General features: G+C 64.0%; 17 protein-coding genes. 3 read left to right on the top strand and 14 right to left on the bottom strand.

All coding sequences use genetic code 11. From position 1 onward, the window contains the following. Positions 1-5 precede the first annotated feature (5 nt). From OHD58_RS10940 to OHD58_RS10915, 6 genes are all read right to left on the bottom strand, one after another. Entirely contained in the window at positions 6-728 is a 723-nt protein-coding gene (locus OHD58_RS10940) for a helix-turn-helix transcriptional regulator (RefSeq protein ID WP_263803279.1), read from the bottom strand. Between the two features lie 79 nt (positions 729-807). After that, entirely contained in the window at positions 808-2,355 is a 1,548-nt protein-coding gene (locus OHD58_RS10935) for an inorganic phosphate transporter (protein WP_263803278.1), read from the bottom strand. 97 nt (positions 2,356-2,452) lie between these two features. Continuing rightward, positions 2,453-2,938 (bottom strand): NUDIX hydrolase, encoded by a 486-nt coding sequence (locus tag OHD58_RS10930; RefSeq protein ID WP_263803276.1) that lies wholly within the window; start codon positions 2,936-2,938, stop codon positions 2,453-2,455. Positions 2,939-3,277: 339 nt separating this feature from the next. After that, on the bottom strand, positions 3,278-3,610 hold the full coding sequence (locus OHD58_RS10925) for a hypothetical protein (RefSeq protein WP_263803275.1): 333 nt from the start codon (positions 3,608-3,610) through the stop codon (positions 3,278-3,280). Positions 3,611-3,936: 326 nt separating this feature from the next. Next, entirely contained in the window at positions 3,937-4,350 is a 414-nt protein-coding gene (locus tag OHD58_RS10920; RefSeq protein WP_263803274.1) for a hypothetical protein, read from the bottom strand. 208 nt (positions 4,351-4,558) lie between these two features. After that, complete coding sequence (locus OHD58_RS10915) at positions 4,559-4,786, bottom strand: DUF1127 domain-containing protein (protein WP_263803273.1); 228 nt, start codon at positions 4,784-4,786, stop codon at positions 4,559-4,561. 180 nt (positions 4,787-4,966) lie between these two features. On the opposite strand from OHD58_RS10915, the gene OHD58_RS10910 reads away from it, so the two are divergent. Together OHD58_RS10910 and OHD58_RS10905 are read left to right on the top strand one after the other, a co-directional pair. Continuing rightward, on the top strand, positions 4,967-5,764 hold the full coding sequence (locus OHD58_RS10910) for an AraC family transcriptional regulator (protein ID WP_263803272.1): 798 nt from the start codon (positions 4,967-4,969) through the stop codon (positions 5,762-5,764). An 88-nt stretch (positions 5,765-5,852) separates the two neighbouring features. After that, the gene (locus OHD58_RS10905) at positions 5,853-6,242 is read left to right on the top strand and encodes a hypothetical protein (RefSeq protein ID WP_263803271.1); all 390 of its coding nucleotides are present in this window, start codon (positions 5,853-5,855) and stop codon (positions 6,240-6,242) included. Between the two features lie 74 nt (positions 6,243-6,316). Here OHD58_RS10905 and OHD58_RS10900 read toward each other — a convergent pair whose 3' ends face one another. The 6 genes from OHD58_RS10900 to OHD58_RS10875 form a co-directional block, all read right to left on the bottom strand. Then, positions 6,317-6,511, bottom strand: a complete 195-nt coding sequence (locus tag OHD58_RS10900) for a hypothetical protein (protein WP_263803270.1) — start codon at positions 6,509-6,511, stop codon at positions 6,317-6,319. Between the two features lie 162 nt (positions 6,512-6,673). Beyond that, complete coding sequence (locus OHD58_RS10895) at positions 6,674-7,162, bottom strand: SRPBCC family protein (protein ID WP_263803269.1); 489 nt, start codon at positions 7,160-7,162, stop codon at positions 6,674-6,676. Between the two features lie 178 nt (positions 7,163-7,340). After that, positions 7,341-7,706: a GFA family protein gene (locus OHD58_RS10890; protein ID WP_263803268.1), complete on the bottom strand. Its 366-nt coding sequence runs from the start codon at positions 7,704-7,706 to the stop codon at positions 7,341-7,343. Positions 7,707-7,779: 73 nt separating this feature from the next. Next, positions 7,780-8,832: an aldo/keto reductase gene (locus OHD58_RS10885; RefSeq protein ID WP_263803267.1), complete on the bottom strand. Its 1,053-nt coding sequence runs from the start codon at positions 8,830-8,832 to the stop codon at positions 7,780-7,782. Positions 8,833-8,893: 61 nt separating this feature from the next. Continuing rightward, complete coding sequence (locus tag OHD58_RS10880) at positions 8,894-9,142, bottom strand: hypothetical protein (protein WP_263803594.1); 249 nt, start codon at positions 9,140-9,142, stop codon at positions 8,894-8,896. A gap of 263 nt (positions 9,143-9,405) precedes the next feature. Further along, a complete protein-coding gene (locus tag OHD58_RS10875; protein ID WP_412177191.1) occupies positions 9,406-9,744 on the bottom strand; it encodes a hypothetical protein in 339 nt (112 codons plus the stop codon). A 234-nt stretch (positions 9,745-9,978) separates the two neighbouring features. Here OHD58_RS10875 and OHD58_RS10870 point away from each other — a divergent pair, with 234 nt between their 5' ends. Continuing rightward, entirely contained in the window at positions 9,979-11,157 is a 1,179-nt protein-coding gene (locus OHD58_RS10870; RefSeq protein WP_263803265.1) for an aromatic ring-hydroxylating oxygenase subunit alpha, read from the top strand. A gap of 11 nt (positions 11,158-11,168) precedes the next feature. Here OHD58_RS10870 and OHD58_RS10865 read toward each other — a convergent pair whose 3' ends face one another. Together OHD58_RS10865 and OHD58_RS10860 are read right to left on the bottom strand one after the other, a co-directional pair. Next, on the bottom strand, positions 11,169-12,368 hold the full coding sequence (locus OHD58_RS10865) for an MFS transporter (RefSeq protein WP_412177190.1): 1,200 nt from the start codon (positions 12,366-12,368) through the stop codon (positions 11,169-11,171). A gap of 117 nt (positions 12,369-12,485) precedes the next feature. Further along, a complete protein-coding gene (locus tag OHD58_RS10860) occupies positions 12,486-13,316 on the bottom strand; it encodes an aldo/keto reductase (protein WP_263803263.1) in 831 nt (276 codons plus the stop codon). Between the last annotated feature and the right edge of the window lie 60 nt (positions 13,317-13,376).

Raw genomic sequence — 13,376 nt, 5'->3', positions numbered from 1 at the left:
CCGGATCAGGTGCCGCCAGGGCGCGTCGGGCTCCGGCGTGTCTGGCGGTCGGCCTGCCACTGGTCCTCCCACAACTTCATCAGCGCGACGCGGCGCTTGCCGAAGCGTTCGTCGCCCGGCCGCGCCGAGCGGACGCGGTCGATGCGGAAATTGCGAAGCGCCTGGCGCATGACGCACCACGCCGCGATGATGTGCTTTTCCTCGTAATAGGCGATCGCGATCGGCCAGATCGGCCGCTCGGTGACGCTGCCGTTCTCGTCGGCGTAAGAAATGTGCAGCGTCTTTTCCAGCCGCATCGCCTCGCGCACGACGCCGAGCAGCGGCTCGTTTGTCGGGCGCGCGGCGGCACGCGCCGGCCACAGGCCGGTGGCGCCGATCTTGTCGCGCAGGTCTTCGGGCGTGGCGGTGGCGATCTTGCCGATCGCTCGCGCCGCGGCCGTGGCCAGGCTCTCGTCCGGGCGTCCCTCGACCCAGCGGGCGCCCAGCACCAGCGCTTCCAGTTCCTCCGGGGAAAACATCAGCGGCGGCAGGAAGAAGCCCGGCCGCAGGAGGTAGCCGACGCCGGCCTCGCCGTCGATCGGCGCACCGAGGCCGATCAGCGTCTGCACGTCGCGGTAGAGCGTGCGCACCGATACGGAAAACTCGTCCGCCAGCCGCTCGGCGGTGACCGGATGGCGATGGCGGCGCAGCGAATCCATGATGGCGAAAAGCCGCTGTGTCTTGTCCATGAACCTGCTGCCTTGGATTTCGGGGCCTGGCGGCGCGATCAGAGCATGCCCGCGCGAACGGAGGCAAGCCGCGCCGGCATCACGAGGCGCTGCGCAGCAGGTAGAAAAACAGCGCCGCGAGCACGGCGGAAGCAGGCACGGTGGTCACCCAGGCGGCGACGATCGTCCTGACATGAGCGCGGCGCACCAGCCGCCGGCGGATGATTTCCTGCTGCGAGCCTTTCTTGCCGCCGGCGAGCAGGTTCGTGGTCGGTGGAGGCGCCACCGGCTCGGCCTCGATCGTTGCCGGTGACAGGATTTCCTGCTTCCGCTGTAGATAGGCGCGCCGCCGGATGGAGCGTATGGCCGCCCATTCGCGATAGAAGCCGACGCCGAACACGGAACCGACGGCGATGTGGGTGGTGCTGACCGGCATTCCGAGCCAGGAAGCGACGATGACGGTAAGCGCGGTCGACAGCGCGATGCAGAAGGCGCGCACCGGGTTGAGCTTGGTGATCTCGGCGCCGACGATGCGGATGAGCCGCGGCCCGAACAGCAGCAGGCCGACCGAGATGCCGAGCGCTCCGATCAGCATGACCCAGAACGGCACCGCGGCCTCCGCGGCGACTTCGCCCGTGCCGGCCGCATAAACGATCGCCGCCAGCGGCCCGACGGCATTGGCGACATCGTTGGCGCCGTGCGCGAAGGAGAGCAGCCCAGCGGAAATGATGAGCGGGATGACGAACAGGTGGCGCAGCGACTGGTTGCGGTTTTCCAGGCCTCGCGACTGCCGCCCGACGATGCGGTGGAACGCCACCCAGGCCGCAAGGAAGCAGCCTATGCCGATGGCCGCGACCGTGGAGTTTGCCAGCGTCACCACCTTGCCGATGCCAAGGGTGGCAAGATAGGCGGCGAACGCGCCCGCCATCGTTGCGATCAGCAACGGCACCCAGCGCCGCGCCGCGGCGATCTTGTCGTCCTGGTAGATGACCATGCTCTCGACGAAGGCAAGGAGAGCAGCGGCTATGGCGCCGCCGAGCAATGGCGACAGCATCCAGCTCGCGGTGATCGCGCCCATCGACAGCCAGTTGACGGCCGACAGCCCGGCCGCCGCCGCCCCGGCGCCGACCACGGCGCCGACGATCGCGTGAGTGGTCGAGACAGGCGCGCGCAACCAGGTCGACAGATGGATCCACAAGGCCGAAGCAATCAGCGCCGCCACCATCAGCCGGATGAAGACATTCGGGTCGGCGACGGCATCGGGAAAAATGATGCCGTTGGCGATCGTTTCGACGACCTCTCCGCCGGCAAGCAGGGCGCCGGCTGTTTCGGCGACCGCCGCCATGACCAGCGCGCCGCCCATTGTGATCGCCCGTGCGCCGACGGCCGGCCCGACATTGTTGGCGACGTCGTTGGCGCCGATGTTGAGGGCCATGTAGCCGGCGATCGCAGCGGCGGCGATGACGATCGTCGCGCGCGGCTCGCCGAAGACGTAAAGCGAGGCAAAAATGCCAGCGGAAGCCAGAAACAGCAGCGCCAGCCCCGGCGCGATCAGGCTGCGCGACAGGAATCCCGCCGCTTCCTCGACATTGGCGAACTTGTCGAGATCCTTGTCGAGTATGCGTTTGGGGATCTTGGCGTCGCTCATGTCCGAATCCGCAGCCCCCTGCGCAGATTACGGACGCGGTGCTGCAGTTTCATGTCGTTGGGGGGAAGCGGGCCGGCACGGCGAGGTTTCGCTGTGCTCAGGCGTAAAGCCGTGGTTTCTCCGCAAAGCGCGCGATCAGTTCACCAAGGTCCGATTCCTTGACAAGCTTGGCCGCTTCGGCGGGCGAGAACCATTTGCGGTTGCGTTCCTTCTTCTCGGGCCAGGCGGTTGCAATCTGGTCGACCTCCAGCGGAAAGACCAGAACTTCGCAGCGCCGCTCCATGCCCGAAGGAAGCACCTTGCCGTAGAAATAGCTGCCGATCTCGAGATGCGCGATGGCGCCGCCGAGGCCGGCCTCTTCCGCGGCTTCGCGCGCGGCGGTGTCGAACAGCTGCTCGCGGCCTTCCGGCCAGCCCTTGGGCAGTACCCAGCGGCCGGAGTCACGGCTGGTGATCAGCATCACTTCCACGCCCTTCCCGGTCTTGCGCCACGGCAAGGCAGCAACCTGCAGCCGGCACGGCTTGCCTCCGAAGAGACGCCGGACCCGCTCGGTAATGCGGTTGCGTGCGGTGTGACTGACCATGGCCTGAGAGTGGCTTTCGTTGTCCTGATTCGTTTGCCGTCTCATGATTATCGATGTTAATTATGTGTTTTAAAAGTAAAAACAACATGTAGAACGCTCAAAAAAGAGCCTGCCCGACCCCGGTGCTCTTCAACGCGGAATAACAGCCAAGGTGATCTTGCGGCCTCGCGCCGCCGGCACAGTGTCAGGGCTGTCAGCTCCGCAATTTCCCTCGCCAGGACGCCACAACGCGATGAATGCACCGCCACACCGTGCCGGCCCATCCATCGCGTTTCGTTCAGGCGTCTTATACCACATTTGCCGCAAGCGGTTGTGGTTCATCTCGCGGCGTGCCTGCAATTATTCGGCGCAGGCGTCGTCCTCGGCGGTCGCCGCGGCGGTCTTGTCGCCCTTCTGCTGCGCCTCGATATCCTGCTGCGAAGTGGCGAGATCCTTGTTGCCGCCGCCTTCCTGGGTTGCCAGCGGCATGCTCTTGCCGTCCTTCATGGCAGGATCGCTTTTCGCGGCATCCGATTCCATCGGCGCATGCGTGCCGTCCTTGGCCATGCCGGTGCTGGCCTTGTCATTGATCGAGGCCGTCGTGTCGGTGTCGGGGCAAGCGGCAAAGGCCGGCGCGGCGGCGAAACCAACGACTGCGGCGAATGCGAAGAGTGTCGAGCGGATATGCTTCATTTTATCCTCCGATTGTTGGCGATGTAGAAGGCCAACAGCCGGAGGCGGCAAAGGTTCCCGCAAAAAGCCGATTCCTCGTAGCGCCGCCACCCTCTCCTCGTTGTCGAGAGCGAGGTCGAATGAGGAGCGCGCTGGACGGAGCGCCCCTTCCCTTTCGTCATCCTCGGGCGGAGCAGGCCGAAGGCCGTCGCGAAAACCTAGGGTCCATTCCGGCAACGCGTAAACGGCAGGCGAAGGGTGCGTCTTTCTGCACCGTCAGCGTCGTCCTCAACCTCGCGGCATGGATCCTCGGCTCAAGGCCGAGGATGACGAAGGTGGAGGCGCGCCTACCCCTCCTCCGCCAGGCACGGATCGAGCATCACCTGTTTCTCGCCGACGCGCGCGTAGCCGCCGGCGAACAGCACCTCGTCGCCGGCTTTCATGCCGTTGGTCTGGTAGGTCACGCACATCACCTGCATGCCGCCTTCCTCGCACATGATGAGATAGGCCAGCGCGCCGTCGCTCTGCACATGCACGAGTTTGCCGCGGACGGTCAGCGTGATGCGGGCGTCGACTGCCGGCGCGCGTTCCACCCAGTTCCCGATCGTCGCGCAGGTCGCCGGCGTCTCGGCATAGCCTTCCCCCGGCCGGAACGGCCCGGCGGGATCGCAGCATTCTTGCGCGCCCGCCGCGCCTGCGGCTGCAAACAACAGTGAAAGCGCAAGCGCCAGCACATGGCGGGCGTGGAAAAATGGGAACACCAACAAAACTCCTCGCGCGAAACAGGCCGCCCCACCGGACGGGCCGGCACTGTCTGCATGCGCGGCATGGCAATCGCAAGGCAGATTCCCTCGCGAATGATTGCCGTGGCGAGCTTCGAAGGGGGCTGGATAAGACGTGTTGCCACGCTTCAGGTTGGAGCCCTTCACTAGCGGAAACACAGCCGTCCCCGGTCCCGCTGCCCCCGGCCTACTCCCATCCCGGCAGCCGGCCCAGCCGCGCCACATGCCTCAATTCATTGCGAGTAATGCCGATATCGGCGAGCAATCGGTCGTCGAGTGCAGAAAGGCAGCGGACATTATGCCGGGTTAGCCGCATGCGGCGAAGCCAGGCGAGAAAACTGTCGGCATTGCTGCCGCCCTTCGCCGGCACCTTGGCCGGCGCGAAAAATTGCCGGGGGAAAACCGCGGTAATCATGCTTGGTCTCCTTTCCATCGCAAGGTGGTCGGTCGACCGGCAAGCTTCAGATGCTGCCTGTACGAGCGGCCAAATGGTTGCGCATTGATCGAGGCAAAGGTCGATATCGGGTTGAGAGTACCCCGTGATGGCGGTATCGTGTTATCGCCATATCGCCTAATTATGTTTGCGAGACGCCAAATGGTTCATCCGGACAATCTGATCCATCCCGATCTCAGCCTCGGCGAAGCGGAGGACTATCCGGCCGCCATTGTCGCCTATGCAGGCGACGTGGAGAAAGACCAACATTACGGCGTGCACAGTCATCGGCGGGCGCAGTTGTTCCACATCGTCTCGGGCGCGGTGACGGTGGAGACTGGGCGCGGCACCTTCGTGGTGCCGCCAGAACGAGCCGTCTGGATCCCACCAGGCGTCACCCATGCGGTTACCTACCTGCAGGACACCGCGCAGCGCTTCCTCTTCTTCCGGCCGGAGGCGGTGCGGCACCTGCCGCGCGGACCAGCGGTTATCCGGCTGTCACCGCTGCTGCGCGAACTGGCGCTTACCTTCATGGGCTATGCGCGCGACGAGCAGATCGATGGCCCGGCAGGGCGGATCGCTCACGTCATACTCGATCAGTTGGCAACCGTCCCTATCGCGCCGCTGCATCTGCCGATGCCTGGCTCGGAGCGCCTGCGGGGCGCGGTGAGCGAGCTTGCGGCAGATCCCGGACGGCCCGACAGTCTCGCCGCGGTGGCGCGGCGGGCGGCATTTTCGGAGCGCTCCTTCGAGCGGCATTTCCGCACCGAGACCGGCCTCAGCTTCCGCGCCTGGCGGCGGCAGGCGCGGCTGATGAAAGCAGTGGAATGGCTATCGCTCGGTGTGCCGATCGGCCAGATTTCTGATCGGCTCGGCTACGAGCAGCCCAGCGCCTTCGTCGCCGGCTTTCGCAGGGCGTTCGGCGTGACGCCCGGACACTACTTCGACGACAGTCGTTGAGCGACGGGAAGCGTCAATTCACGGTTGCAATTGCTGGCCGTCTGTTCGAAAAAAGCGATGGCGGGTGGCGTTCGAAGCGAGGTTCAGGATGAAGCTCAGAACGCTTTCGATGGCAGCGACGGCTCTTCTGGCGGTGGGGAGCCTGCAGATATCCGATCTCGGCGTCAGGCCTGCCGTCGCCATGGACTGGCTGACGCCAAATCTCGAATCGCAGCGCCACAACAACATCAGGCGGCATCAGCAGCGCCAGCGGGCGCAGCACCGGACGGCGCAGCCGCGCTACGCCGCCCCCCGGCAGTCCGCGCCCGGCATCTCGGCGGCGCGGCGCCAGCAGCTCATGCGGCAGATCGAGCCGGAATATTACCGGCGGGTGCGGGCGCACGGCAAAGCCAGCGCGGACCGCTGGCTGAAAAAGACTGCCTGGGAGATGGGTGTGGCCGAGGGCCGCAAGGCGCGCCGGCAGCAGAAAAGCAACTGACTTTCGGGTTTATCTTCCGGCATGCGCGATCCGCGCTGGGCAAAGGCCCGGCGCGGCGCGCTTTTTAGCGATGCCTAGAGGCACAGCTTCTGCGTCCAGCAGCTCTTGTCGACGACATGCGCCGGCGGCAGCAGCGGCTGCCTGGAACGGTCGCGCGCACGCTTGAAATGCAGCCGCACCTCGTCGGGTTTCACGCGGTCGCGCGCCATCACCAGCTGAACCATGGGATCGTTCAGAAGCTCGTCCAGTGTGTTGATGCGTTCGTTCATCATGCGACCTCCTCGAAACCCCGCCCAACCCCATACATAGTGATCAATCATGACCTGCCAATGATGGTTCAGCGGCTAAGTCGTGGCGCGGATGACATAATTTCGTCCCACCCGTCTCTGGCATGACGGTTCCGGCGGGACCGGAACCCGTCATGCAAGGTGTCAGAGCGTCTTGGCGAGTTGCTCGAGCTGGTTCGCGCAGATGCCCCAGCCTTCGTGAAAGCCCATCTTCTCGTGCGCTTCGCGATCCTCGACGCTCCAATGTTTCGCCACGGCGGTGTATTTGGTCTTGCCGTCGCCGGCGTCCTCGAAGGTCAGCACGACCGTCATGAACGGTTTTCCGGAAGGCTCCCAGGCGCTGGTGTAGGCATCGGTGAAGACGAGCTTCTCGTTGGGCACGACTTCCAGGTAGATGCCGGGGTTCGGGTACTCATTGCCGTCCTCGTCGGCCATGACGACCATGCTGGAGCCGCCCGCACGCACGTCGAGTTCGGCGCGCGGCGTGCTCCACGGCTTCGGGGCAAACCAGTGCGGCAGCAAGGCGGCGTCCGTCCAGCAGCGGTAGACCTTCTCGCGCGGCGCATCGATGATGCGGGTCAGGACGAGATCGCGGCTGGCGGCGGTGTCGGTCTTGGTCATTGTGGTGTCCATCTCTTTTATCCTCGATTTGGCAGTTCCGACCCTAGAACGAACGGGCGCTGCGCCATCCGACATTTTTCTCACAAATTTTTTTCGGATCTGGAATCAGCCGCCGGCAGTCTCCACGTCGCGCGGAAACAGCCAAGCGGAAAATGCGGCGATTTCAAAAGATGGCAATCCGGGTCCGGGCTCACCACAAGTTCTTGCCGTCGATCTCGAAAACCGGAATGCCGCCGACATCGAAATCATCGAAAAGGCGCGCGTTGAGGACGATCTGCGGATTGTCGAAATTCGGCTCGCCGGTGGAGAAGTCCGGCGTCTCATTGTAGGTGGAGCAGCCGCAGACCCGGCAGAAGTTGAGCTTGCAGATCTTCGAGCTCCACTGGTATGTCTCCTTGGCGTCGTCCGAGATGAAGCGCACATCGGCCGGCTTGTAATAGGCCCAGAGCCCGCCGCGCTTCGAACAGATCGAACAGGTGCACCTGGTCACCGTCTCCGGCACGTATGCCGCCTCGAACTGTGTCGCCTTGCAGTGGCAGCTTCCCTTGATGATCATCTTTTTCTCCTGGCATTTGTCGATGCCGGAGAGAAGCACGGTCCTGCTGACAGCCTGCGTCAGCAGGGTTTGCTCAGGGGCAAGGATTGCCGGTGCGCTGGTGGATCGCGTCGACCGCCTGCTGCATCTCGTCGGTCCATGTCACGTCGGCCGAATCGAGCGCCATGGCAAGCTGCGCCAGTGTGGTCGCGCCGATGATGTTGGAAGCCACGAACGGGCGGCTGACGACGAAGGCATTGGCAAACAGCGCCGGCTCCATGCCGAAGCCGCGCGCAAGCTCATTGTATTCGAGCTGCACCTCCGCAGCGTTCGGCGTCTCGTAGCGCTGGCCGCGGCCGAAGAGCTGCGAGCGCGAACCCTGCGGCCGCGCGCCGTGGTCGTACTTGCCGGTGAGGTAGCCTTGCGCCAACGGCGAATAGGGCAGCAGGCTCACCCCTTCACGGTCGCAGACCTCGGCAAGGTTCACCTCGAAGGCGCGGTTGACCAGATTGTAGGCGTTCTGCACCGACACGGCCCTCGGTCCCGTCCCCTTCTCGCTCTCGAACAGGAAGCGCATGACGCCCCACGAGCTTTCGTTCGACAGACCGAAATGGCGGATCTTTCCCGCCTTCACCAGTTCGTCGAACACGGCGATCGTCTCGGCGATCGGCGTCTCGTCGGCATCGCGGGGCGCCGGCCAGTTGCCGACGCGGTTCGGATTCGAACCCCACGGCACCTGCCGTTCCGGGAAATGGATCTGGTAGAGGTCGATATAGTCGGTCCGCAGCCGCTTCAGCGACTTTTCCATCGCGTCGAAGATGTCCGTGCGTGCCAGCCTGGAGGGACGCCCGTCGCGAAACCAGTCATTGGCCGTGCGGCCGACCACTTTCGAGGCGACGATGACCTTGTCGCGGTTTTTCCGCGCCTGCATCCAGTTGCCGATGTAGGCTTCCGTTCGCCCTTGCGTATCGGGCTTCGGCGGGATGGGATACAGTTCCGCCGTATCGAGGAAATTCACGCCGCGTGCAAAGGCGCTGTCGAGCTGCTGATGCGCATCTTCCTCGGTATTCTGCTGGCCCCATGTCATCGTGCCCAGGCAGATTGCCGAGACAGACAGGTCGGTGCGGCCAAGGCGGCGCTGCTGCATGGCGGAACTCTCCGGAACGGGAAAAGGTTGGGAATCTGGGCGGCCGGGAGCCGCCGGATGCTCAGGTTACCAGGGCAACGATCGAGGCGATGGCAAAGACCGCGGCGACCATGATCAGGCCGCCATAGACGCGGGGGCGGTCGAACAGCACCGCATGGCCGCCAATCCAGGCGAAGAATGCGCCGCCAAGCGCCCACAAAAAGGCTGGACGGTCGTCCATCGACAACCCCGCCGCCATCAAGCCGCCGATAATCATCGCGCCGAAGACAATGATTACCGCGACGGCGTATTTTTCGTAATTGTCTTCCATGTCTTCCTTCTCACGGCAGAGCCGCCCCGCCGACACTGCGCGCGCCTCCGCCACGACGGCGACATGCAATGCCCGTTCTCAGCGCGAATAGAAAGAGGTTTGCCGCCAGAGTCAATTTTATGCCGGCCGAACTGGCATCGTTTCAGCACAATCGGCGGCATCGTTGCGCGGAACACACACTCGCCAAACTCCGCTCGCCGCTCCGCTGCCCACGGCTACGATTGCCCGGGCGGGCTCGCTATGCCGGCATTGAAACGACGGCTTCAGTACGAGCGCGGCGGCACAAACAGGCAGATGGTCTTGCCGTCGTTTTTCCCTTCCACCGAACACCAGTGATACTCGCCATCAGGGGAATCGCGCAGCCGCCTGTCCTGATAGCCGACGACCTCGCCGGTGCCCGCGATGACAAAGCCTTCCGGCCTCTCGCTGATCGATGTCGCCTTCACTGCGCGACAGTCATAGCCGGAACAGCAGGCATAGGGGTAAGACCATCCCTTCGGCGCGTCGTGCGCGCGGGAAGGCATTGTACCTAAAACGACAAGTAAGGCTGCTGATGCCAGGGCCGCTGCTCGGCCGGGGGAAAAGATTCCTGCGCAGAACATGGTGTGTTCTCCAAGGTTTCCTCCCTGACGTTCAAATCTGCTCCCGCGTGGTTAACGAAAGGTAAAATTCTCCCGCGGAGCTCCACCAGCGATAAACGATTCTCCGGCTTTTTTGCTCCGTACTTTGGTGCAAATGCCCGTTCGACTTTGGATCAATCCGGACGGGACACGGTCTTCGCCACGGATTGACAGCGTGCCGCCGCGGGTGTCCGCTGGACAAATCCGGAGATGGCAATGAGTACAGAAGCCGCAGCCAGCGATCCTTACAACGGTTTGCTTCAGGTCGAGCCCACGCTGCCTTCGCATGTCTATTGGTCAGCAGACGATTATCAGCGGGATCTCGCTGCAATCTGGTACCGAAACTGGGTGCTGGCCTGCCGCGCCGCCGACGTCGCACAACCGCTTGCCTGGCGCACCGTTCGCATCGGCACACAGGACATCGTCGTGCTGCGGGACGAGACCGGCGCGCTGCAAGCGTTCCACAACACCTGCCGTCACCGCGGCTCGCAGCTCTGCCAGGGAGAGGCAGGACGGCTGAAGGCCCGGCTGATCACCTGCCCCTATCACTCATGGTCCTATTCGCTGCGCGGCGATCTTGTCCGCGTGCCGTCGAAAAGCCTGCCGGAAGGTTTCTCGAAGGCAGACTATCCGCTCTACCGCGTGGCAATCGCCGAATGGCGCGGCTTCATCTTCGTCAACCTTGCCGACGCGCCCGCGCCGATCGAGGAGGCTTTCGACCCAGCTTCCAGCGACCTCTCCAACTGGCCGCTCGAGAGCCTGGTCAGCGGTCATGTGTTCAGGAAAACCATGGCCTGCAACTGGAAGATCTTCTGGGAGAACTTCAACGAATGCCTGCATTGCCCGAACGTACATCCGCATCTGTCGAAGCTGGTGCCTATCTACGGGCGCGGCCTGATGGCGCGGCATGACGATCCGGACTGGGCGCGCCACGCCGACAATGACGCACCGGAGTTTTCGGGAAAGCTGCGCGACGGCGCCGAGACCTGGTCGGAAGACGGCCGCGCCCATGGGCCGGTGTTCGAAGGCCTGACCGAGCGGGAACGCGCCGCCGGCCAGACCTACGCCGTCAGCCTGCCGTCGATGTTCGTCGTCGGCCATGTCGACTATGTCCGTGTCGTGCGGCTCGTCCCGCTCGGGCCGGAAGAGACCGAGCTGACCGCCGAATGGCTGTTCCCGCCGCAAGCGCTGCAGGAGGACAATACCGATATCGGCAACATCGTCGCCTTCGGCGTTCGCGTCATGGAGGAGGACGCCGCAGTGTGCGAGATCAACCAGCGCGGGCTGAAATCAATCCGCCACGAGGCCGGCGTGCTGATGCCGGAAGAGTACGACCTTCACCGGTTCCACAACTGGGTGCGCGCGCAGCACGGGAATTCGCCTGCGCCACGGTGAGCTTCGATCGCTCACATGGATTTCGGGAGATAGCGCCAGGTGAAGAAGCCGCAGATGCAACAGAAGACGCCAAGCGTGGCGAACACCGAACCCAATCCGAAGAATGCCAGCACGACCGAATAGACCAGCGGCGGCAACAGTTCGGAAAGATCGAGATAGGTGCGATAGACGGCGGTCATCTGTGGCCGCTCGAAGGCCCTGACGGCGCGCATGAAGGCGGTGGAGCCCAGCGCGTCGAGCCCGATGCAGAAAAACGCGCAGACCAGCAGGAATCCCGCGGTGACCAGCGGCATCGCCTCGCCCGCGAAGCCTGCCACGAAAAGCGCCGCCGTCATCGCAAAGAAGCAGATCGCCATGGTGTTGCGCGCGCCGAAGCGCTTGCCGGCCCAGCCCCAGATGAGCGCGGAAAACAGAAGGGCGTTTCCCGCCGAAACAAGCAGGCCGCCGGCCAGCTTGCCCTGCCCGGTCGCCACCATGAGGATCGGCCCGTAGACAAAGAAGGTGGTCCAGAAGCACGATCGTCCGAAGGCGATCACCCAGGCGAGCCGCAGCCTTGGCTGCTTGACGAAGCGCCCGACGCTGGCGATCGGGTTGGTTGCGCGGGTTTTGCCCGGGCGGATCAGCTGGTTGTCGCTCAGCCGGAAATACCAGAACAGCGCCAGCAGCAGCAGCGAGAAAAGCGCGACCACGCCATGCGCGGCGGCGATGCCGAATTCCGTATAGAGAAACACGCCAAGCGTCGGGCCGCCGGTCCAGGCGAGTGTCGACCAGGCCATGCGCAGCGATTCCGACTGGATGAAATCCGCCTTCCTGATGTGATCCATGATGTAGAGGTTGAGGGTGATCGACAGCGCGCTGGCGCCCATGACGCGGGCGAGCATGCCAGCCATCTGTCCCGGCAGCGATTGCGTCAGGAAGCAGGCCGAGCCGATGACCAGCCCGCAGACGCCCATCGTGTAGATCCAGCGCCGCGAGAACCGCTCGATCAACAGCGGCATGAACAGCGTTGCCGAAAGCCCGATCAGCGCCACGATCGTATAAAGCAGCGATACGGCCTGCTCGCTTTGCAGGATTTCGTAGGCCTGGATCGGAATGACGCTGGCCACCGAAGCCCGCGCGAACGATTCCAGGGCATAGAGGCTGGCGAAGGTGCGCGCTCCCGCCGGCCGCACGGCCGGTAGCCATATTGGATGCCGGACCTGCGTTGCCACTGCCACCCCGAAGTTCGAGTCGGACGCCAGCCTGGCCCGGCAAGTAGCAGTGCGTTAACAGGAAACCGACGCTGTCAGGCCGAAATGCGAAGCGTCAACCTATCGCCGATGCGTGGCCTAATCCCATCCCTCGCCCGGCGAGAAATCGTGCTCGCAGATGCGGCTGTTGGCTTTCGTCAGCGCGTTGATTTCCGTCATCTCGGCATCGGATAGCTGGAAATCGAAGATCGCGGCGTTTTCGACGAGGCGCTCCTTCCTGGTGGTGCGCGGTATGGCAACGACGCCTTCCTGCTGCACATGCCAGCGCAACACGACCTGTCCCGGCGTCTTGCCGAGGCGGGATGCCGCCGAACGGATCGCCTCTTCCTCCAGCAACCCGCCGCCGCGATAGAGCGGGCAATAAGAAACCATGGCCATTCCGGCTGCGCGGCATGCGGCATGGACCTTGGTCTGGTCGAGATAGGGGTGGTATTCGACCTGGTTGGCGACCAGCGGCGCATCCGAGAGCGCGATCGCCTCGCCGAGCAGCCTGGTCGGGAAGTTCGCGACACCGATGTGCCGGGTGAGGCCCCTCTCCCGCATCCTGTTCAGCGCCTTGATGGTGCCTTCGAGCGGTATGCGCGCATTCGGCCAGTGGATCAGCAACAGATCGACATGGTCGAGCCCTAGCCGTTTCAGGCTGCCTTCGGTGGATCGCTCCAGATCGGCCGGCGCTAGATCGGTCCACCACACCTTGGTGGTCAGGAAGATATCGTCGCGCGGCACCGAGGAAGCCTTGATGCCGGCGCCGACGGCAGCCTCGTTGTCATACATCTTCGCGGTATCGACATGCCGGTATCCGACTGCCAGCGCGTGGCTTACGAGGTCGCTGCACTGGTCGTCTTTCAATGTCCAGGTGCCAAGCCCGATCGCCGGAATCCTGGCGCCGTTCGCCGCTACTTCATGCATGCCAGTCTCCAGTCTCGGATATTCCGTTCACCGCGGGATTTCGTGCGGCGCTTGCGCTTG

Origin of the sequence: Mesorhizobium sp. ZC-5 (assembly GCF_025753855.1) — a bacterium.
GTDB lineage: Bacteria > Pseudomonadota > Alphaproteobacteria > Rhizobiales > Rhizobiaceae > Neomesorhizobium.
The sequence above is the reverse complement of the archived record's forward strand: the minus strand, read 5'-3'. Positions and strand labels throughout refer to the sequence as shown.

Coding starts and splice junctions, on each gene's coding strand:
- OHD58_RS10940 (WP_263803279.1), bottom strand. CDS start 728: ATGGACAAGACACAGCGGCTTTTCGCCATCATGGATTCGCTGCGCCGC.
- OHD58_RS10935 (WP_263803278.1), bottom strand. CDS start 2,355: ATGAGCGACGCCAAGATCCCCAAACGCATACTCGACAAGGATCTCGAC.
- OHD58_RS10930 (WP_263803276.1), bottom strand. CDS start 2,938: ATGGTCAGTCACACCGCACGCAACCGCATTACCGAGCGGGTCCGGCGT.
- OHD58_RS10925 (WP_263803275.1), bottom strand. CDS start 3,610: ATGAAGCATATCCGCTCGACACTCTTCGCATTCGCCGCAGTCGTTGGT.
- OHD58_RS10915 (WP_263803273.1), bottom strand. CDS start 4,786: ATGATTACCGCGGTTTTCCCCCGGCAATTTTTCGCGCCGGCCAAGGTG.
- OHD58_RS10910 (WP_263803272.1), top strand. CDS start 4,967: ATGGTTCATCCGGACAATCTGATCCATCCCGATCTCAGCCTCGGCGAA.
- OHD58_RS10905 (WP_263803271.1), top strand. CDS start 5,853: ATGAAGCTCAGAACGCTTTCGATGGCAGCGACGGCTCTTCTGGCGGTG.
- OHD58_RS10900 (WP_263803270.1), bottom strand. CDS start 6,511: ATGAACGAACGCATCAACACACTGGACGAGCTTCTGAACGATCCCATG.
- OHD58_RS10895 (WP_263803269.1), bottom strand. CDS start 7,162: ATGGACACCACAATGACCAAGACCGACACCGCCGCCAGCCGCGATCTC.
- OHD58_RS10890 (WP_263803268.1), bottom strand. CDS start 7,706: ATGATCATCAAGGGAAGCTGCCACTGCAAGGCGACACAGTTCGAGGCG.
- OHD58_RS10885 (WP_263803267.1), bottom strand. CDS start 8,832: ATGCAGCAGCGCCGCCTTGGCCGCACCGACCTGTCTGTCTCGGCAATC.
- OHD58_RS10880 (WP_263803594.1), bottom strand. CDS start 9,142: ATGGAAGACAATTACGAAAAATACGCCGTCGCGGTAATCATTGTCTTC.
- OHD58_RS10875 (WP_412177191.1), bottom strand. CDS start 9,744: ATGTTCTGCGCAGGAATCTTTTCCCCCGGCCGAGCAGCGGCCCTGGCA.
- OHD58_RS10870 (WP_263803265.1), top strand. CDS start 9,979: ATGAGTACAGAAGCCGCAGCCAGCGATCCTTACAACGGTTTGCTTCAG.
- OHD58_RS10860 (WP_263803263.1), bottom strand. CDS start 13,316: ATGCATGAAGTAGCGGCGAACGGCGCCAGGATTCCGGCGATCGGGCTT.